Raw genomic sequence first — 20139 nt, forward strand, 5'->3', positions numbered from 1 at the left:
TCGGCCCGCCGGCCGCCTCGGCCGCCGCCGCCACCGCGGACTGCCGGGCCAGCGGATCGTCGGCCACCGCCAGGTCCACCGCCTCGAGCCGCTTGATCTCGTCGCGCAGCCGCGCCGCCTCCTCGAATTCGAGGTTCTCGGCGGCGGTCATCATCTCCTTGCGCAGCGCCGCGAGATGCGCCTGCAGGTTGGCCCCCGCCTTCACGCGGCGCTCGATGGTGGCGGTGATCCGGGCCTCGTCGGTGGCGCCGTCGAACACCCCCTCGAGGATGTCCTCGACATTCTTGCGGATCGACTGCGGGGTGATGCCATGCGCCTCGTTATGCGCCATCTGCTTGGCGCGGCGGCGCTCGGTCTCGGCGATCGCGCGCTCCATGCTGCCGGTCCGGCGGTCGGCATACATGATGACCCGGCCGTCGATGTTGCGCGCGGCGCGGCCGATGGTCTGCACCAGCGAGGTCTCGGAGCGCAGGAAGCCCTCCTTGTCGGCATCGAGGATCGCCACCAGCGCGCATTCGGGAATGTCGAGCCCCTCGCGCAGCAGGTTGATGCCGACCAGCACGTCGAAGGCGCCGAGCCGCAGGTCGCGGATGATCTCGATGCGCTCCAGCGTGTCGATGTCGGAATGCATGTAGCGCACCTTGATGCCCTGCTCGTGCAGGTATTCGGTGAGGTCCTCGGCCATCCGCTTGGTCAGCGTGGTGACCAGCGCGCGGCCGCCGGCGGCGGCGAGGCGGTGGCACTCGTCGAGCAGGTCGTCGACCTGGCTGGCGACCGGGCGCACCTCCACCGGCGGGTCGATCAGGCCGGTCGGGCGGATCACCTGCTCGGTGAAGATGCCGCCGGTGCGCTCCAGCTCCCACTTGCCCGGGGTGGCGCTGACGAAGACCGACTGCGGCCGCATCGCGTCCCATTCCTCGAACTTGAGCGGCCGGTTGTCCATGCAGGAGGGCAGCCGGAAGCCGTGCTCGGCGAGGGTGAACTTGCGCCGGTAGTCGCCCTTGTACATGGCGCCGATCTGCGGCACCGAGACATGGCTCTCGTCGGCGAACACGATGGCGTTGTCGGGGATGTACTCGAACAGCGTCGGCGGCGGGTCGCCCGGCGCCCGGCCCGAGAGATAGCGGCTGTAGTTCTCGATGCCGGCGCAGGAGCCGGTGGCCTCGATCATCTCGAGATCGAACTGGGTGCGCTGCTCGAGCCGCTGCGCCTCGAGGAGCTTGCCCTCGGCCTCGAGCTGGCGGAGCCGCAGCGCCAGCTCGGCGCGGATCTCCTTCACCGCCTGGTTCAGCGTCGGCCGCGGCGTCACGTAGTGGCTGTTGGCATAGATCCGCACCCGCTCCAGCTTGGTGGTCGCCTGGCCGGTCAGCGGGTCGAACTCCTGGATCGCCTCGAGCTCGTCGCCGAAGAACGAGAAGCGCCAGGCCCGGTCCTCGAGATGCGCCGGCCAGATCTCTAGCGAATCGCCCCGCACCCGGAACGCGCCGCGCTGGAAGGCGGCGTCGTTGCGGCGGTACTGCTGCGCCACCAGCTCGCGCATCACCGCCTGCTGGTCGTAGGTCTTGCCGGTGGCGAGGTCCTGGGTCATCGCGCCATAGGTCTCGACCGCGCCGATGCCGTAGATGCACGAGACCGAGGCGACGATGATGACGTCGTCGCGCTCGAGCAGCGCCCGGGTGGCGGAGTGGCGCATCCGGTCGATCTGCTCGTTGATCTGCGCCTCCTTCTCGATATAGGTGTCCGAGCGCGGGACATAGGCCTCCGGCTGGTAGTAGTCGTAGTAGGAGACGAAGTACTCCACCGCGTTCTCCGGGAAGAACGACCGGAACTCGCCATAGAGCTGCGCCGCCAGCGTCTTGTTCGGCGCGAGGATGATGGCCGGGCGCTGGGTCGCCTCGATCACCTTGGCCATGGTGAAGGTCTTGCCGGTGCCGGTGGCGCCGAGCAGCACCTGGTCGCGCTCGCCGGCGCTGACGCCCTCGGCGAGCTCGGCGATGGCGCGCGGCTGGTCGCCGGCGGGCTCGAACTCGGTGCGCATCACGAGGCGGCGGCCGCCTTCGAGCTTCTCGGCCTGCGGGCGGGGGCTGGGAACGGTGACGAGGGTGTCGGTCATGCGGCGGTATCGGTCATGCGGCGGTCCGGGCCTCGGGCTGGGAAGGGGGCAGGGGGCTCGCCGGAGAGTGTAGGGGCTCGGCCCGCCGGGTCCAAGCACGCTCCCCGCAGGGTTCCGGGGGCGGGCAGGGGCGCCGTTCATGGAAGAGTGACGAAATTGTGGGCAGTCTGTGGACAGGACGCGGAGAAATCTGGGCGAAATGTGGCAACGGCCATTGACCCGAGGGTCAGAGGGAGTCATACAGACGATGCAAGCAGCAGATCGCCGTCAGCCCGGTGCGACACCCACCCCACCCTCGCTCCCTGCACCGGGCTGGCGGCGTGATCCCCAACAAGACTGCCGAATTCTCGGACTTAACGCCCGGTCACGGGCGTCTTTGTTTTTGGGGCCCCGCACCGCCCGCGGCCCGCTCCCGCGATGACCCCGCGCCCGCAGCAGCCCCGCCCCCGCGAATCACCCGACCACCAAAGCCGCACACCGCGAGGCGAAGCCGCCGCGCCGCTCGCCGCTCCATCCGCCGCGCCGCCCGCCGAGTCGATTGCCACGCCGGTTGCCACGCCGGCTGCTGTGTCGCTTGCCAAGTCGATTGCCGCGCCGCCCGGCGCGCCGACTGCTGCGCCGACCGCCGCGCCGCTCGCCGAGTCGATTGCCAGGCCGGCTGCTGTGCCGACCGCCGCTCCATCCGCCGTGCCGCCCGCCGCCCCGGCTGCCACGCCGCCCGCCGCGCCGCGGCCCGGTCGGGGCGATCGCGGCAGCCGGCGCCGGATCGCCCCGCCGCCCGCCGCCGCGATGCTCGCCGCGCCCTGCATCGGCCTCCTGATCTGGGCGGCACTCGGCCTCGCCATCCTCGGCTGACCGTCCTGCCCTGACCGCCCCGCTGTCCGCCGCGCCGACCTCCGCGCCGACTGCCGCACAGCCCGCTGCTCTGGCTGCTGCTCCATCCGCCGTGCCGCCCGCTGCCCCGGTTGCCAGCTCGTCCACCGCGCCGCGGCCCGGTCAGGGCGAACGCGGCAGCCGGCGCCGGATCGCCCTGGCGCCCGCCGCCGCGATGCTCGCAACGCCCTGCATCGGCCTGCCGATCTGGGCGGCGCTCGGCCTCGCCATGTTGGGCTGACTGCACCGCCCTGACCGTCGTGCTTTGACCGTCCCGTCGCGGCCATCGGGGGCGGCCGACCCGGCCGGGCTTGAATATCCCGTTCCTGCCCGCCCTGGGGGGCGGCCATCCCCGCCCGGCCATCGGGGAGGCCGCCATCGGTGGCCGGCGGTCCGGCATCCGCCATGGGGGCCATGCGCGGGGGGCAGGGCGCCCGCCGCCTCCCATGGGTGGGCATTCCCGCCGTCCCGCCGCCCCGCGACCGGGTGCAGGGGCGGGGGAGGCGGCGGACCCGGCCGGCAACCCGCGCCGCGCTTGCGGCGGAGTGTCTCCCGCGCCGCGCCCGGCTTGCCGCGGCGGCCGCGCTTGCGCATATTGGCGCGCACAGAGCAGGAGGAACCGATGCAGGCGCGGATCTATCAGCCGTCGAAGAGCGCGATGACCAGCGGCCAGGGCAATGCCCGCGGCTGGGTGCTGGAATACGTCCCGGCCGAGCCGCGCCGGATCGACCCGCTGATGGGCTGGACCGGCTCCGGCGACACCCGCCGCCAGATCCGCCTGCGCTTCGACAGCAAGGACGAGGCGGTGAGCTATGCCCGCCGCCACGGCATCGCCTTCGTCGTCGAGGAGCCCAAGCCGCGCCGGCACAACATCCGCCCGATGGGCTATGCCGGCAACTTCGCGCACAACCGCCGGGGCAACTGGACGCACTGAGCCCTGCAGGCTAAGTCTCGCCACCGAGGCGTGATTTCCAGCGATCTGCAGGCGGGACGGGCAGCCATGGCGACGATCTATCCGGTGATTCTCTGCGGCGGCTCCGGCACCCGGCTCTGGCCGGTCAGCCGCAAATCCTATCCCAAGCAGTTCTGCCCGCTGTTCGCGGGCGGCTCGCTGTTCCAGCGCACGCTGGAGCGGCTGGCCGGCCAGGGCTATGCCGAGCCGATCCTGCTGACGCACCAGGATTTCCGCTTCGTGGTCGCCGAGCAGCTCTCCGATGCCGGCTTCCAGGCGACCCGCATCCTGCTCGAGCCGGCCGGGCGCAACACCGCCCCGGCGATCTGCCTCGCCGCGCTCGAGGTTGCCGCGGCGGATCCGGAGGGGGTGCTGCTGGTGCTGCCCTCCGACCACCTGCTGGCCGACAGCGCCGCCTTCCACGCCGCGGTGACGGCGGCGGCGGCGGCGGCGGAGGCTGGCCATCTGGTCACCTTCGGCGTCACCCCTGACCGCCCGGAGACCGGCTTCGGCTATATCGAGCTGGCCGCCGCGCCGGAGGCCGGGGCGCAGCCCTTCCGCGGCTTCGTCGAGAAGCCGGACGCGGCGCGCGCCGCCGAGATGCTGGCCTCCGGCCGCTATCTCTGGAACTCGGGGATGTTCGTGTTCTCGGCCGCCGCGATCCTCGCCGCCTTCGACGCCCATGCGCCGGAGATCCGCGCCGCCTGCGCCCGCGCCCGCGGCGAAGGGCGCGAGGATCTCTGCTTCTTCCGGCCCGAGCCGGAGGCCTATCTCGACAATCCCGACATCTCGATCGACTACGCCATCATGGAGCGCAGCCAGGGCATGGTGGTGCCGCTCGACGGCGGCTGGAACGATCTCGGCTCCTGGCGCACGGTCTGGTCGGAGAGCGCGCCGGACGGCGACGGCGTCGCCACCACCGGCCCGGCATTGGCGATCGGCTGCCGCGACACGCTGCTGCGCGCCGAGCACCCGGACCAGCGCCTGGTCGGCATCGGGCTCGACCGGATCGTCGCGGTGGCGACCGGCGACGCGGTGCTGGTCGCCGACATGGACCGCGCCCAGGAGGCGCGCGAGGCGGTGGCGCTGCTGAAGGCCGAGGGCGCGCCGCAGGCCACCGAGTTCCCGCGCTGCTACCGGCCCTGGGGCTGGTACGAGCGGCTCGCCCACGGCCCCCGCTTCCAGGTCAAGCAGATCATGGTGAAGCCGGGCGGCATCCTCTCGCTGCAGTCGCATCACCACCGCGCCGAGCACTGGGTGGTGGTGGCCGGCACCGCCAGGGTGACGGTGGGCGAGGAGGTGCGGCTCCTGTCCGAGAACGAGAGCGCCTACATCCCGCTCGGCGCGGTGCACCGGCTGGAGAACCCCGGCAAGCTCGACCTGCACCTGATCGAGGTGCAGTCCGGCGCCTATCTCGGCGAGGACGACATCACCCGCTACGAGGACGTCTACTCCCGCAGCTGACCCGGAACCACGCCCCGCCGACGCGCCGCTCAGCGTCGCCCTTGCTGGCCCGCGTCACCCCCGCCGCCCACGCGTCGCCCCTGCCGCCCCGGCCAGCTCCGCCGCCCCGCCAGCAAGGCCGCTGCACCCCGGCGCCGTGCCGCAGGGGACGGCATCCCCGCCACCCCGCAACGGGCCACCCATCCCCGCAACCGATCCGGCGGGCCTTCCCCCGCGCGGCCACGGGCCCGCCCAGCGAGCCGCGGGACCCCGGCGACGCACCGGATGGGACGACATCCCGACCGACTAACCAGCCCGCAATGGATCGCCTGTTTCTGGAGTCGATGCGGCACAGGCCTTCCCCCGCACCGCCACCGGGCCGCCAGGAGACCCCCGTCACCCGGCGCCGGGCTGGACGGGACGGCATCCGCAACGACCCGCACCAGCGGCCCTCTCACCGAGACCGATGCGCCAGGCCTTCCTCCACGCCTCCACCGGCCCGCCCAGCGAGCCGCAGCCTCCTGCCGCCGGGGGCCGGACAGGACGGCATCTCCAACAACTCGCATCAAGCCGACCGTTCCCGAAGCCGATGCGGCCGGCCTTCCCCCTCGCCGCACGGGCCCGACAGGGGAACTCCCGATCCCCAAGGCCGGGCGAGACGGCCTCCGCTCCCACACCCGCCCCCGGGGGGCGGGGCGCGCGGTTCCTGTCGCCTCCGCCGGCCCACCATACCCCCCCGGTTCTCAAGACCGGGCGGGACGCCTGTCGTTCCTCCCGCGTGCCCGGGAGCGGGTCGCGCGGTTCCAAACGCCTCCGCTGGCCCACAAGGCTCCCCATTCTTCAATGCCGGGTGGGACGGCGCCCCCGCTGGCCTGCCGAAAGAACCACCGTTTCCCGGAGCAGGGCGGGCAGGATCTCCCGCGGCCCACCGACCCGCGGCGGCGGGCCCGTTCTCGAAGCCAAGGCGGGAGATCTTCCCGTCCGGCCTGTGGATGCTCGCCCGTTTCGGGAGCGGAACGGGGACGGTTCTCCCGTCGCCTTCGTCGCCCGCCGGGGCCCCGTGGTTCCCCGGAGCCGGATGGGACGGCTTTCCTTCCCACATGGACTCCGGGGGCAAGCCGACGGTTCCCGAAGCCGGGGCGGCCGGGTTTCCCCATCGCCTCGGGGCGGTGCCATGGAGGCCTCCATCTGCCGAAGCCGGAGATGACGGGCGGTTGCCGCTCCACCCTCCGAGCCGCTACGAGGAGGTCCATTCCAGGAGCCGAGCCGGAATCATTGCCCCGCCGGCCCGCCACGGGGCCTCCGTTCCTCGTAACCGGGTGGGACGGGGTCCGCCCCCCCCTGCCGACCCCGGCGGCGGGGCGTGCCGGGCGCTGGGTCGGGACGGCATTCAGGGCACTCCCGTCGGCCTGCCCTGGGAGCCCCCGTTCCCCGGAGCCTGCGGGACGAGTTGGCCTCCTCTCCGGCCTGCCGTTCAAGGGGGCGGAGGACCCGGTTCCGAAGCCGAGGCGGCAGGGCTTCCCGTCCGGCCCGCTGATGGGCGCCCGTCCGCCGGGGCGAATGGGGGCGCTTTCCCGTCGCCTCGGCCGGCCCGCCAAGGGGCCGCTGGCTCCCGGGGGGCGGGGCGACATCGCCTCCGGAGGATCGGCCCGCGCCAGGGCGCCGGTTTCCGGGGCCGAACGGGGAGAGCTTCCCCATCGCCGCCGGCACCGCAGCGGGCGCGCCAAGAGGGCCTACGTTCCTCGAAGCGTGGTCGGGGGGACGATTTCCCCTCCGGCCTGCCGACCTGCGGCGGGCGCCCGGTCCCGGCGCCGAGCGGGAGGGCTTCCCCCTCGCTGCCGCAGCCGCCGCCGGCGCACCATCGGAGCCTGGCGAGGCGGGACGATTCCCCCCCCGGCTCACTGTCCTGCGGCGGGGGGTGGGTCCCGGCACCGAGCGGGAGGGCTTCCCCCTCGCTGCCGTGGCCGCCGCCGGCGCACCACCGGAGCCTGGCGAGATGGGACGATTCCCCCCCCCGGCTCACTGTCCTGCGGCGGGGGGCGGGTCCCGGCGCCGAGCGGGAGCGCTTCCCCCTCGCTGCCGTAGCCGCCGCCGGCGCACCACCGGAGCCTGGCGAGATGGGACGATTCCCCCCCCGGCTCACTGTCCTGCGGCGGGCGCCCGGTCCCGGCGCCGAGCGGGAGGACATCCCCCTCGCCGCCGTAGCCGCCGCCGGCGCACCATCGGAGCCTGGCGAGGCGGGACGATTCCCCCCCCCGGCTCACTGTCCTGCGGCGGGCGCCCGGTCCCGGAGCCGATCGGAAGGGCTTCCCCCTCTCTACCGCAGCCGCCGCCGGCGCACCTTCGGAGCCTGGCGAGGCGGGGCGATTCCCCCCCGGCTCACTGTCCTGCGGGGGGGGGCGGGTTCCTGAGCCGAGCGGGATGGCTTCCCCGGCGCTTCGCGGACCCGCTCATTGCGTCGGCGGCTTCCGGAAGCGGGTGGGGCGGCTCCTCTCGGCCTGCGGTGGGACCGCCCGATTCCGCTGCTGGCCGGGGGCGGTTTCACCCCCGACACACCGGCCCGCATGAAAACCGCCGTTCCTCGCTGCCAGGCGAGCAGGATCAGTTCCGGCCCGCCGATCCGGGGTGGGGCCCAGTTCCCCGCGCCCAGGCGGGTTTCGCCCTCGCCCCGGCGCCTGCGGCACCGGGGTTCGCGCGACCGGGGCCCGCCGCCTCCCCCGCCCCTGCGCCCGGTCGCGGGGAGGCGGGACGGCGGGAATGCCCACCCATGGGAGGCGGCGGGCCGGTGTGCTGGTTCCGGTATCGTGCGGCATCCGGCGGACGGCGTGCGGCGGCAGGGCGGCGCTGTATTCCGGCGCGCGGGGACGCCGCCGGCGGGAGCGGCGCGGGCGACGGCGGCCGCGTCTGGCGGCGCCGTCTCCGATCGGCGCGACCTTGCGGCGGTGCCCGCAAGGGTCCGTCGACGACGCGAAACCGCACCTTCCTCGGGGGTGGCTCGCGGCGGCGCCCGCGGGGTCCGTCTCCGGGGCCGGTGGTGGTCTGCCGGGGCTTCGGTGGGAGCGGCATGGGGCGGCGTTGCCTGCTCTTCGCGGTCGGCCCGTGGGTCTGCTGTCCCGGCGGCGGAGCGAAGATGGTCGAGGCTTGCCGGGGCGCCCCTGCCGGGAGCGCCGCTGGCGCCCTCGGTTCAGGCCGCCGCCTCCCCCGCCCTTGCGCCGGGTCGCGGGGAGGCTCGCCCACGGGAGGTGCCGGGCCGGCGCGCTGGTTCCGGTGCCGTGCGGCATCCGGCGGAAAGTGTGCGGCGGCAGGGCGGCGCTGCTTTCCGGCGCGCGGAGCCGCCGCCAGTGGGAGCGGCGCGGGCAGCCGCGTCTGGCGGCGCCGGCCCGATCTGCGCGCCCTCGCGGCGGTGCCTGCCAGGGGCCGTCGCCGGGGACGGCGGCGGTCTGTCGGGGCGTCGGGCGGAGCGGCGGGGCGGGAGGGCGTTGCTTGCGACGCGCAGCCGACCCGTGGTCCTCCGGTCCCGGCGGCGGAGCGATGATGGTCGAGGCCCGCCATGGCGCCCGGGCCGGGAGCGCCGCTGGCGCCCTCGGATCTGCCCGCCGCCTCCCCCGCCCCTGCACCCGGTCGCGGGGAGGCGGGACGGCGGGAAAGCCCACCCATGGGAGGCGGCGGGCCGGCGCCCTGGCTCCGGCTCCGCGCGACATCCGACTGATACATCGCGGTGGCAGGATCGCCGCGCCTCCGGACCGGCGGGGGCGCTGCCATCGGGAGCCGCCATGCCGACGAGACCCGCGATCCGCGCCGCCGCGCTTGCGCTGTCTGCCCTCGTGCTGCCCGCCCTCCTGCTGCCCGCGCCGGCCGGTGCCGCGCCGGTGGCGGTGCTCAATCCCGGCTTCGAGGCGGAGGTGCACGGGCCGAACAGCTTCACCTTCGGCCCGCCGACCGGCTGGGACGGCTACAATCTCGATGCCGTGACCGGCGAGACCGTGGGCACGCTGAACCCCGCCCTCAGCAGCTATTTCGCGCCGGGGCAGCATGCGGGGGCGAATGTCGGCATCGCCTACATGGATGCCGGGGGCACCGCGGGGGTGGCGTTCGGGCTGCAGCAGACCCTCGCCGCGGTGCTCGAGGCGGACCGGCTCTACCGCCTCTCGGTGGCGATCGGGAACATCGCCTCGGGCAGTTCGGATCTCGGCGGCGGGCCGGTGTTCTTCGATCTCGACGGGTTTCCGGGCTACCGGGTCGAGCTGCTGGCCGGGACGACGGTGCTCGCCTCGGACGACAACGGCCTCGCCGGCAGCATCCCCGAGGCGGAGTTCCGGCCCTCGGTGCTGGCCTATGACAGCCGCGGCGCGGCGCCCGGGCTGCTCGGGCAGGCGCTGACGATCCGGCTGGTCAATCTCAACCTGGTGGACGCGGCCGCTCCCGGCGCCCATCGCGAGGTCGATTTCGACGCGGTGGCGCTGGATGCGGTCGCGGTGCCGCTGCCGGCGCCGCTGGGCCTGGCGGTGCTCGGGCTGGCGGCGCTGGCGGCGCTGGCGGGGCTCGGGATGCGCCGCGCCGCCGGCTGATCCGGGGCGGCCGGGCCGCCGGGCCGAGCGTCCCGAGCGTGCCGCCGCCGCTGCCGCTGCGCTGTCCGGAGACCGCCGGCGGCGGCCCGTTCCGGCAGCCGGCCCGCGGTCGGCGTGCCGGCGCCCGGGCCTCTGCCGCCCGCCGCCTCCCATGGGTGGGCATTCCCGCCGTCCGGCCTCCCCGTGACCGGGCGCAGGGGCGGGGGAGGCGGCGGGCCCCGGTCGCACGAGCGGCGGTGCCGCAGGCACCGGCGCGAGGGCGAAACCCCCGCCCCCCGGCAAAGGCCCCCCGGCAAAGGCCCCCCGGCAAAGGCCCCCCGGCAAAGGCCCCCCGGCAAAGGCCCCCCGGCAAAGGCCCCCCGGCAGAGGCCCCCCGGCAGAGGCTCGTTGGCGGGGGCTCGTTGGCGGGGGCATATCGCATCGGCGGGCCCGCCGGAGCGCCGGCGGGCGCGCGAGGGCGCGGGCCGGGTGCGGGGCGGGCCGGCAGCGGTCTGGCCAAGCCGGGGTGGAGCCGCTAGGTCTGTGGCAGCCGCACCGAGCCGGAGTTTCCCCATGTCCGCGATCTTGCCCCCGAGCCTGCCGTCCCGCCCTGCCGCCCGCCGCGCGCGCCCCGGGGGCGCCCGATGAGCCGGGCCGCGGATGCGGCGCTGGCGGCGCGGCTGGTCGAGACCGCGCTGGCCGCCGGGGCCGAGGCGGCGGATGTGCTGCTCGGCCGCGAGACGGCGCTGAGCATCGGCGTCGCCGGCGGCGCGCTCGAGGAGGCCGAGCGGGCCGAGAGCGTCGATCTCGGGCTGCGCGTGCTGATCGGCGCGCGGCAGGCCTGCGTCGCCGCCTCGGACACCGCCGATGGCACGCTGGCGGAGATGGCGGAACGCGCCGTGGCGATCGCCCGCGAGGCGCCGGAGGACCCGCATTGCGGCCTCGCCGCGCCGGAGCAGCTGGCGCGGATCCCGGATGCCGATGCGCTCGAGCTCGCCGATCCCGGCCCGGCGCCGGCGCCGGCGGCGCTCGAGGCGATGGCGCGGGCGGCGGAGGCCGCCGGGCTCGGCGTCGCCGGGGTCACGCAGATCGAGCAGGCGCGGGCGAGCTGGGGCCGGGAGCAGGTGACGCTGGCGGCGAGCAACGGCTTCGCGCACGCCATCGCGCGCAGCTACTGGGCGGTGAGCGCCTCGGCGATCGCCGGCGAGGGGCTCGGGCGCGAGCGCGACTTCGCCGCCGAGCTGCGCCGGCACGGCGCCGACATGCCGGCGCCCGAGACGGTCGGCCGGCGCGCCGGCGCGCGCGCGGTGGCGGCGCTGGGCGCCCGGCGCTGCCCGGCCGGGGCGTTCCCGGTGATCTTCGACGAGCGCGTCGCCGGCAGCCTGGTCGGCCATGTCGCCGGGGCGATCAACGGCCAGGCGGTGGCGCGCGGCGCGAGCTGGCTGCGCGACCGGCTCGGCGAGCGGGTGCTGCCGCGCGGCATCGACCTTTGCGAGCGGCCGCACCGCAGGCGCGGGCGCGCCAGCCGGCTGGTCGATGCCGAGGGGCTGGCCACCGCCGACCGGGCGCTGATCGCCGACGGCGTGCTCGAGAGCTGGGTGCTGGATCTGGCCACCGCGCGCCAGCTCGGGCTTGAGAGCACCGGCAATGCCCGGCGCGGCGCCGGCGGGCCGCCGCGCCCGGGGCTCGGCAATCTCGAGCTGGCCCAGGGCGACCGGAGCCGCGACGCGCTGCTCGCCGAGATGGGCACCGGGCTCCTGGTCACCGGCCTGATCGGCAGCTCGATCAACCCGACCACGGGGGATTACAGCCGCGGCGCCAACGGCTTCTGGGTCGAGAACGGCGAGATCGTGCATGCCGTCAACGAGATCACCATCGCCGGGCGGCTGCCGGAGATCGTCGCCAGCATGGTGCCGGCCGACGATGCCGATCCGGAGAAGGCGGTGGTGGTGCCGTCGCTGCTGGTCGAGGGGTTGACGATCGGTGCCTGAGCCCGCGCTCCAGAGCCATGCCGCCGACCGGGCGCTGCTCGTCGCGGCGGCCGAGGAGGCCGGCCGCATCGCCCGCCGGATGCAGGGCGGCGCGCTGCGGCAATGGGACAAGCCGGGGGCGCAGGGGCCGGTCTCGGAGGCGGACCTGGCGGTCAACGCGGCGCTGAAGGCGAGGCTGCGCCCGGCCCGGCCGGAATACGGCTGGCTCTCGGAGGAGGAGCCCGACGACCGCGGCGGCGCGGCGCGGCTGTTCGTGGTCGACCCGATCGACGGCACCCGCGCCTTCCTCGCCGGCGAGCCGGGCTTCTCGATCTCGGTGGCGGTGGTCGAGGGCGACCGGGTGGTGGCCGGCGCGGTGCATCTGCCGATGCGGCGCGAGACCTATGCCGCGCATCTCGGCGGCGGCGCGGCGCTCGGCGGGCAGGTGCTGGCGATGCGCGACGGCGGCCGGCCGGAGGGCGCCGAGGCGCTGGTGGCGCGGCCCAACATGGCGCCGGAGCACTGGCCCGGCGGCGTGCCCGGGCTGGTGCGGCGGATGCGCTCCTCGCTGGCCTGGCGGCTCTGCCTGGTGGCCGCCGGGCGCTTCGACGTCACGCTGACCTTCCGGCCGGCCTGGGAATGGGACATCGCCGCCGGCAGCCTGATCGCGGCGGAGGCGGGCTGCCGGGTGACCGATTCGCAGGGCGCCCCGCTGGCCTTCAACGGCGCCCCGCCGCGGGTGCCCGGCATGATCGTCGCCGGCCCGGCCCTGCACGCCGCGCTGATGACCCACCGCCGCGCACCCTGACCCGCCGCCGGCCCCCCGAGGGCCCAGCCCCCGAAAGCCCGCCCTGCCTTCCGAGGCTCCGGCCCCCGCCGTCCCGCCTCGGAGGACCGGCCTTGACGCCCCGCCTCCGAGGGTTCGATCCCCGCCGCCCCGCCCCCGAGGGTCCGGCCTTGACGCCCCACTCCTGCGGCCGAGGCTCTGCCGCCTCCGCCCCCGAGAACCGGCCCCTACCGTCCCGCCTCCGAGGCTCCGGCCCCTACCGTCCCGCCTCCGAGGTTCCGGCTCCACCGCCCCGCCTCCGAGGACCTGCCTCGCCGTCCCGCCTCCGAGGACTGGCCTCGCCGCCTCGCCCTCGAGGCTCCGGTCCCGCCGCCCCGCCCCCGAGGGTCCGGCTCCACCGCCCCGCCTCCGAGGCTCCGGCCCCTGCCGTCCCGCCTGCGAGAGTCCGGCCTTGACGCCCCGCTCCTGCGGCCAAGACCCTGCCGCCCCAGCCCCTCAGGCCCGGCCTGGTCGCCCCGTCCCAGAGGCTCCACCCGGCCACACCGCTCCTCAGGTGTCGCCCCTAACGTCCTGCTCCCCAGGTGTCGCCCCTGCCGCCCCGCCACTCGGGTTCCGGCGCTGCGACGCCGACCCTGCGCCGCTGGCCCGGGTGCCTTGATCCGGCGGCTCTGCCCCTCAATTTCCAACCTTGCGGTCCCGTCCCAGCCGCCCCGCCCCCGAGAGTCCGGTTCCGCCGCCCCGTCCCCTGCGGTTCCGGCCCTGCCGCCCTGCCACTCGGGTTCCGGCGCTGCGACGCCGTCCCTGTGCTGCCGGCCCGGGTGCCTTGATCCCGCGGCCCTGCCCCTCAAGTTCCAACCTTGCGGTACCGCCCTCTGCGGTGCTGGCGCCTGGGCCCTAGCCCTACGTTCTCGACCCACCTGTTCTGGCGACGCGGCCCCCGTCCCGCGGTTCCAGCCCTGCGGTCCCGCCCATGTGTCACCGGCCCGGCCGCCCCGCCCCTCGGGTTCCGGCTCTGCCGCCCTGACCCTGCAGCCCGGTCTCTGCGGCTCCAGCCATGCCGCCCTGATCCTATCATCCCGACCTTGTGGCCCAGCCCCCGAGGTTCCGGCGCTGCGACCCCGACCGGGCGGCACCGGCCCAGCCGCAGTGATCCCGCGACCCTGCCCCTGCGGCGCATGCCCTGCGGTCCCGATCCCGCGGTCACAATCCCGCGGTCACGGCGCCCGGGCACCGGCCCTGCCGCCCTGATTGTGCGGTCTCGATCCCGCAGCCCCGGCGCCAGAGTTCCGGCCCCATGGTTCCGACCCTGTGGCCCCGCCGCCGGGTTTCGGACCGTGCAGCTCTGGCGTTGCGGTTTCGGCCATGCGACCCCGCCCCGGCGGCAAAGGTTCTTCCGTCCTGGCTCCGGTGTCGTGATCCCGCGGCTCCGGTTCTGCGGATGTCGCCCTGCGGTCTCGCCTTGTGCGGTCCCGATCCCGCGGCCGCTGCGTTTGCGTTCCGGCCCTCCGGTTCCGACCCTGCGTTCCCGACGGCGCTGTTCGGGCGCCGCGGTTGCGGCCTGGCGGTCGGGGCCTTGTGGCGCCGGCCCGGCCGACCTTGTGCCGCTGCGCTGATTCCGCGGCCCCGATCCGGCGGTTTCCGCGCTTGGACTCTGGCCTTGCGATCCTGTCGCCTGCGGCCCGGATCCCGCGGTCGCGGCGCTGGAGCTCCGGCCCTGTGGCTCCGGCCTTGCTGCGCCGGCGCCATGTTCTCGACCCTGCAGCTCGGGCGCCGCGGTTGCGGCCTTGTGGTCGGGGCCATGCGGGCCGGGCCGGCCGACCTTGTGCCGCTGCGCTGGTTCCGCGGCCCCGATCCGGCGGTTTCCGCGCTTGGACTCCGGCCTTGCGATCCTGCCGCCTGCGGCCCGGATCCCGCGGTCGCGGCGGCGGAGCTTTGGCCCTGTGGCTCCGGCCTTTCGATCGGGGCCTTGCGGCGCCGGCGCCATGTTCTCGACCCTGCTGCTCGGGCGCCGCGGTTGCGGCCTGGCGATGCCAGCCTAGCGGCTGCGGCCCTGCCGGCCGGATGCCGCGTCCCCGGTCCGGCAGTTCCAGCCCTGCTGTTCCGGGTCTATGGTCGCGGCCCTGCGGCACCGAGCCTGCTGTTCCGGCTCAGTGGTTCGGACCTTGTGGCCATGGCGGCGCGGCTTCGCCCCTTTGGTTCCGTCCCTGCGGTTCTGATCCTGCGGCCCTTCCGGCCTGATGCTGCGGCCTATGGTTCAGATTTTGGGGTATTGGCACGGCGGCTTCGATCCTTTGGTTCCGACCCTGTGGTCGCGGTCCTGCGGCCCTGATCCTGCGGTTTCGGCCCTGTGGTTCCGACGCTGTGGCCTCGGGGCTGTGGCTTCGACCCTTTGATTTCGCTCCTGCGGTTCCGGTGCCGTGGTTCGGTGCCTGCCGTCGTCGTCTCACGGCTTCGAGCGTGCGCCTGCGGCCCTGCGGCCATGGCCTTGCGGCCAAGGTCCTGCTGCTCCGATCCTGCGGCGCCGGACCGGCGGCAGCGGACCTGTTGCGGTTGCGGGGCGGTGACGGGGGCGGGCTGCGGCTGCTAGTGTCCGGGGGAGACCGCCATGCAGGAGGCCGCCATGCCGCTGTCGCTCGCCCTCTGGGCCGGATGCGCCGCCGCGGTCGGGCTCGTCGCCCGGGCCCGCGGGCGCGATGGATGGGCGGCGCTGGCGCTGGCGCTGCTGATCTCGCCGCCGCTGGCGCTGGCGCTCTATCTGCTGCTCGGCCCGACCCGGGCGGCGCGGGCGCGCGCCGCGGCCCGCGGCCCGGGCTGGCTGGCGCGCGAGGAGGCCGAGACCGGGCTCTGACCGGCCGCTGCCGCATTGCGCCGCAGCAACGGCCTTGACTGCCCGGGCGCGCCGGCTAGGGTGCGCGCGAAGCCAACATGGAGGCCCGCATGCCGTCCCGCCTGCATCTCGTCTTCGGCGGCGAGCTCGTCGACCCGTCGAAGACCAAGTTCAAGGACGTCAAGGATCTCGAGGTGGTCGGGTTCTATCCCGACTATGCGAGCGCCCATGACGCCTGGAAGGCCGCGGCGCAGCGCTCGGTCGACAATGCGCATATGCGCTACTTCATCGCCCATCTGCACCGCCTGCGCGACGAGGAGCTGGAGGCCAGCGCCGAGCCCGAGGCGCTCGAGCGCTGAGCCGGGCTATGCGCCGGCCGGCTCCGGCCCGCTGCCTGGCGGGCGCCGCGCGGTGAGCGCCGGCGGCAGCGCGCCCGGCCGGCGGCGGCGCAGCGGGCTGCTGCGCCGGATCCGGGGCTCGCGGCTCGGGCTGGCGCTGCTGGCGCGGCTCGGCGCCGGCTATATCCGCCTGGTGCGCGCCACCTGCCGCTGGCAGGTCGAGGGCTGGGAGAGCTTCGCCGGCCAGCTCGACCGGCCGGTCGGTGTGGTCGCGGCGATCTGGCACGGACGGCTGTTCCTGTCGCCGACCTGGCCGCCGCCCGGGCGCGAGACCCTGGCGGTGATCTCCAACAACCGCGACGGCGAGCTGATCGCGGCGATCGTGGCGCGCTTCGGCGTCGTCTCGATCCGCGGCTCGACCTATGACCGGGTCAAGCGGCGCGACAAGGGCGGCGTCGAGGTGACGATGGCGGCGCGCGACGGGCTGGCCCGGGGGGCGGTGGTGGCGATCACCCCGGACGGGCCGCGCGGGCCGCGGATGCGCGCCCAGGCCGGCGTCGCGCGGCTCGCGGTGATGACCCGGAGCCCGGTGGTGCCGTTGGCCTTCTCGGTGCGCCGCGGCTGGCTGGCGCCGAGCTGGGACCGGTTCCTGGTGCCGCTGCCCTTCACCCGCGGCGTCGAGGTCTACGGCGTCGTGCAGCACCCGCCGAGCGCGGCGGAGATGGCGGCGGACCCGGCGGCCGAGGCGCGCTTCCTCGCGGCGATCGAGGCGGCGCTGACCGAGGCGACGGACCGCGCCGACCGGCTCTGCGGCCGCACGCCGGTGCCGCCCGAGCCGCCCGCGCGGGAGCTTGCGCCCGAGCCGGAGCTTGTGCCCGAGCCGGAGCTTGTGCCCAAGCCGGAGCCTGTGCCCGAGCCGGAGCTTGTGCCCGAGCCGGAGCCTGTGCCCGAGCCGGAGCCTGTGCCCGAGCCGACCGAGCCAGAGCCCGAGCTTGCGCCCGAGCTGTCCGAGCCCGCGCCGACCGGGCTCGCGTCCGGGCCGACCGAGCCCGAGCAGGAGCCGGAGCTTGCGCCCGAACCCGATCCCGAGCCAACCGGGTTTGCGCCAGAGCCGCCCGAGCCCGAGCTTGCGCCCGAACCCGAACCCATGCCGACCGAGCTTGCGCCAGAGTCGCCGGAACCCGAGCTTGTGCCGAAGCCGGAACCCGAGCTTGCGCCCGAAACCGATCCCGCGCCGACCGATCCCGCGCCGACCGATCCCGCGCCGACCGAGCCCGTGCCGGCCGAGCCCGAGCCGGCCAAGCCCGCGCCTGCGCCGACCGAGCCAGAGCTCGAGCCGGAGCCCGAGCTTGCACCCGAGTCGCCCGAGCCCGAGCCGAAGCCGGAACCCGAGCCTGCGCCCGAGCCGTCCGAACCCGATCCCGTGCCGACCGAGCCGACCGGGCCCGCGCCGACCGGGCTTGCGCCCGAGCCGTCCGAGCCCGGGCCGGAGCCGGCCGAGCCTGCGCCGCCCGCGCCTGCGCCGAAGAGGCCGCCGGCGCCATGAGGGTCTCGGTGTTCCTGCCGCTCTATCTCGCCGCCAGCGTGCTGGCCGATCCGCTGGCCCGGCGCCTGCTGGCGCGCCGTGCCGCCCGCGGCAAGGAGGACATCGCCCGGCTCGGCGAGCGGCTCGGCAGCCCCGGCCTGCCGCGCCCCGAGGGGCGGCTGGTGTGGCTGCACGGCGCCAGCGTCGGCGAGGCGGCCTCGGCGCTGCCGCTGATCGAGGCGCTGCTGGCTGCCGACCCGGCGCTCGAGGTGCTGCTGACCACCGGCACCCGCAGCGCCGCCGAGGCGATCGGCCCGCGGCTGCCGGCGCGGGCGCGGCACCAGTATGCCCCGGTCGACACCCGCGCGGCGGTGCGCGGCTTCCTCTCCCACTGGCGGCCGGATCTCGCGATCTGGCTCGAGAGCGAGTTCTGGCCGCGGCTGATGCTGGAGACCGCGCGGGCCGGCACGCCGATGGCGCTGGTCAATGCCCGCGTCTCGGCGGCGAGCGCCCGGGCCTGGGGGCGGGCGCGCGGCATGGCGGCGCGGATCCTCGGGCTCTATGCGCTAGTGCTGACCCAGGACGAGGCCAGCGCGGCGCGGCTCGCCGGGCTCGGCGTGGCGCCGGAGCGGATCTCCGCCGGCGGCAACCTGAAGGGCGCGGTGGTGCCGCCGGCGCCGCCGCCGCAGGCGCTGGCCGAGGCGCGCGCGGCGCTGGCCGGGCGCCGGGTCTGGCTCGCCGCCTCGACCCATGAGGGCGAGGAGGCGGCGGTGGCCGCGGCGCAGCAGGCGCTGCCGGAGGACGTGCTGGCGATCCTGGCGCCGCGCCATCCCGAGCGCGGCGACGCGGTGGCCGGGCTGCTCGCCGAGGCCGGGCTGGCGACCGCGCGGCGCAGCGCCGGCGAGGCCCCGGGCCCCGCCACCCGGGTCTGGCTGGCCGACACCCTCGGCGAGATGGGGCTCTGGTACGCGCTGGCCCCGGTGGTCTTCGTCGGCGGCTCGCTGGCGCCGCGCGGCGGGCACACCCCGTTCGAGCCGGCCGCCTTCGGCGCGGCGATCCTGCACGGGCCGGACACCGCCAATTTCGCCCCGGCCTATGCCGCGCTGGCCGAGGCCGGCGGGGCCGAGCCGGTCGACGGTGCCCCGGCGCTGGCCCGGGCGGTGGCGCGGCTGCTCGAGGATGACGGCGCGCGCGGCGCGATGGCCGCCGCGGCGGGCCGGGTGCGCCGCGAACTGACGCCGGACCTGGCGGCGCTGGCGGCGCGGCTGCTGGCGCTGGCGGCGCGCTGATGCGGGCGCCCGGCTTCTGGTCCGCCCCGCGCCGGGCGCCCGGCCTGGCGGCGCGGCTGCTGGCCCCGGCGAGCCTCCTTTGGCGCCTCGGCGGCTGGCTCCGGGCGCTGCGCACGCGCCCCGGCCGCGCGCCGGTGCCGGTGATCTGCATCGGCAACCTGACCGCGGGCGGCGCCGGCAAGACCCCGCTGGTGCTGGCGCTGGCGGCGCGGCTGGCGGCGGCGGGCCATGCCCCGGCGATCGTCAGCCGCGGCCATGGCGGGCGGCTCCGCGGACCGCACCGGGTCGATCCGCGCGCCGACAGCGCGGCGGATGTCGGCGACGAGCCGCTGCTGCTGGCCGAGACCGCGCCGACCTGGATCGCCCGCGACCGCGGCGCCGGGGCGGCGGCGGCGGCGGCGTCGGGGGCCGGGCTGGTGCTGCTCGACGACGGCGCGCAGAACCCCTCGCTGGCGAAGGACCTGACGATCCTCGCGGTGGATGCCGGCGCCGGCTTCGGCAATGGCCGGGTGATCCCTGCCGGGCCGCTGCGCGAGCCGCTCGAGACCGGCCTCGCCCGCGCCGGGCTGGCGGTGCTGATCGGGCCGCCGGGCGCCCGCGCCGCCGCCCGCGCCGCCTGGCCCGAGCTCGCCGGCCTGCCGCTCGCCGAGGCCGAGCTGCGCCCGCCCCATACCGGGCTCGATCTCGGCGGCATGCCGGTGGTCGCCTTCGCCGGGATCGGCCGGCCGGCCAAGTTCTTCGAGACCCTGGCCGGGCTCGGCGCCGAGCTGCGCGAGACGCATGGCTTCCCCGACCATCACGCCTATCCCGAGGCGGTTCTGCGCCGGCTGCTGCGCGCGGCGCGCGGGCAGGGCGCGATGCTGGTCACCACCGAGAAGGACGCGGTGCGCCTGCCCGAGCGCTGGCGCCGCGAGGTGATGGCGCTGCCGGTCCGGCTCGAGCCGCTGGACTGGGCCCCGCTCGACGCCGCCCTCGCCGCGGTGCTGCCCGCCCCGGCGGGAGACCGGCCCGGCGCCTGAACGGACGCACCTGCCTTGCGGCAGGTATCCACCTGCGGCCGGAGCCGGCTGACCCGCCCCCGCTCGATGCCGCGCTGGCGCTGGTGATGCCGGCGCCGTCGGGATACCGAACCGGCGCCCGAGCAGGCGCGCTCCGCTTCCGACGCGGCTCCGCCTGCGACCGGAGCCGCCGGACCGGGCCCCGCTCGACGCCGCCCCCGCGCCGGTGCTGCCCGCGCCGGCGGGCGACCGGCCCGGCGCCCGAGCGTGCGCGCCCCGCTTCCTGCGCGCATCCGCCCGCGGCTCGGGCCGGTTGACCGAGCGCCGCTCGATGCCACGGCGGCGGCGCTGCTGCCAGCGCCGTCAGGTGACCGGACGAGCACCTGAGCGGGCGCGCCTTCCTTGCGGCACGGATCTGCCTGCGACCGGAGCGGCCGGACCGGGTGCCGCACGATGGCACGGCGGCGGCGCTGCTGC

The 20139-nt window shown here is 76.2% G+C and carries 12 protein-coding genes; 11 read left to right on the forward strand and 1 reads right to left on the reverse strand.

What is annotated here, in order from left to right; all coding sequences use genetic code 11:
- On the reverse strand, positions 1 to 2113 hold a 2113-nt coding region (gene uvrB, locus QSJ97_RS04940), incomplete at its 3' end, for an excinuclease ABC subunit UvrB (protein ID WP_285670511.1).
- A 417-nt stretch (positions 2114 to 2530) separates the two neighbouring features.
- On the opposite strand from uvrB, the gene QSJ97_RS04945 reads away from it, so the two are divergent.
- The 11 genes from QSJ97_RS04945 to lpxK all read left to right on the forward strand — a co-directional run bounded on the left by QSJ97_RS04945 (position 2531) and on the right by lpxK (position 19683).
- Positions 2531 to 2968, forward strand: a complete 438-nt coding sequence (locus tag QSJ97_RS04945) for a hypothetical protein (protein ID WP_285670512.1) — start codon at positions 2531 to 2533, stop codon at positions 2966 to 2968.
- A gap of 640 nt (positions 2969 to 3608) precedes the next feature.
- Positions 3609 to 3920, forward strand: a complete 312-nt coding sequence (locus tag QSJ97_RS04950) for an ETC complex I subunit (RefSeq protein ID WP_285670513.1) — start codon at positions 3609 to 3611, stop codon at positions 3918 to 3920.
- A gap of 66 nt (positions 3921 to 3986) precedes the next feature.
- On the forward strand, positions 3987 to 5402 hold the full coding sequence (locus tag QSJ97_RS04955) for a mannose-1-phosphate guanylyltransferase/mannose-6-phosphate isomerase (RefSeq protein ID WP_285670514.1): 1416 nt from the start codon (positions 3987 to 3989) through the stop codon (positions 5400 to 5402).
- 3752 nt (positions 5403 to 9154) lie between these two features.
- Positions 9155 to 9949: a hypothetical protein gene (locus QSJ97_RS04960; protein ID WP_285670515.1), complete on the forward strand. Its 795-nt coding sequence runs from the start codon at positions 9155 to 9157 to the stop codon at positions 9947 to 9949.
- 623 nt (positions 9950 to 10572) lie between these two features.
- Positions 10573 to 11919: a TldD/PmbA family protein gene (locus tag QSJ97_RS04965; protein ID WP_285670516.1), complete on the forward strand. Its 1347-nt coding sequence runs from the start codon at positions 10573 to 10575 to the stop codon at positions 11917 to 11919.
- Positions 11912 to 12706 (forward strand): 3'(2'),5'-bisphosphate nucleotidase CysQ, encoded by a 795-nt coding sequence (locus tag QSJ97_RS04970; protein ID WP_285670517.1) that lies wholly within the window; start codon positions 11912 to 11914, stop codon positions 12704 to 12706. Before QSJ97_RS04965 ends, QSJ97_RS04970 begins: the two co-directional genes overlap by 8 nt.
- Before the next feature lie 2584 nt (positions 12707 to 15290).
- The gene (locus QSJ97_RS04975) at positions 15291 to 15533 is read left to right on the forward strand and encodes a hypothetical protein (protein WP_285670519.1); all 243 of its coding nucleotides are present in this window, start codon (positions 15291 to 15293) and stop codon (positions 15531 to 15533) included.
- Positions 15534 to 15622: 89 nt separating this feature from the next.
- On the forward strand, positions 15623 to 15871 hold the full coding sequence (locus QSJ97_RS04980) for a DUF4170 domain-containing protein (RefSeq protein WP_285670520.1): 249 nt from the start codon (positions 15623 to 15625) through the stop codon (positions 15869 to 15871).
- 52 nt (positions 15872 to 15923) lie between these two features.
- Complete coding sequence (locus QSJ97_RS04985; protein WP_285670521.1) at positions 15924 to 17396, forward strand: lysophospholipid acyltransferase family protein; 1473 nt, start codon at positions 15924 to 15926, stop codon at positions 17394 to 17396.
- Positions 17393 to 18664: a 3-deoxy-D-manno-octulosonic acid transferase gene (locus tag QSJ97_RS04990; protein WP_285670522.1), complete on the forward strand. Its 1272-nt coding sequence runs from the start codon at positions 17393 to 17395 to the stop codon at positions 18662 to 18664. Before QSJ97_RS04985 ends, QSJ97_RS04990 begins: the two co-directional genes overlap by 4 nt.
- Positions 18664 to 19683 (forward strand): tetraacyldisaccharide 4'-kinase, encoded by a 1020-nt coding sequence (gene lpxK, locus QSJ97_RS04995; protein WP_285670523.1) that lies wholly within the window; start codon positions 18664 to 18666, stop codon positions 19681 to 19683. Before QSJ97_RS04990 ends, lpxK begins: the two co-directional genes overlap by 1 nt.
- Positions 19684 to 20139: the final 456 nt, after the last annotated feature.

The sequence above is a fragment of the Paralimibaculum aggregatum genome (genome assembly GCF_030270585.1).
GTDB classification, from domain to species: Bacteria; Pseudomonadota; Alphaproteobacteria; order Rhodobacterales; family Rhodobacteraceae; genus Thermohalobaculum; species Thermohalobaculum aggregatum.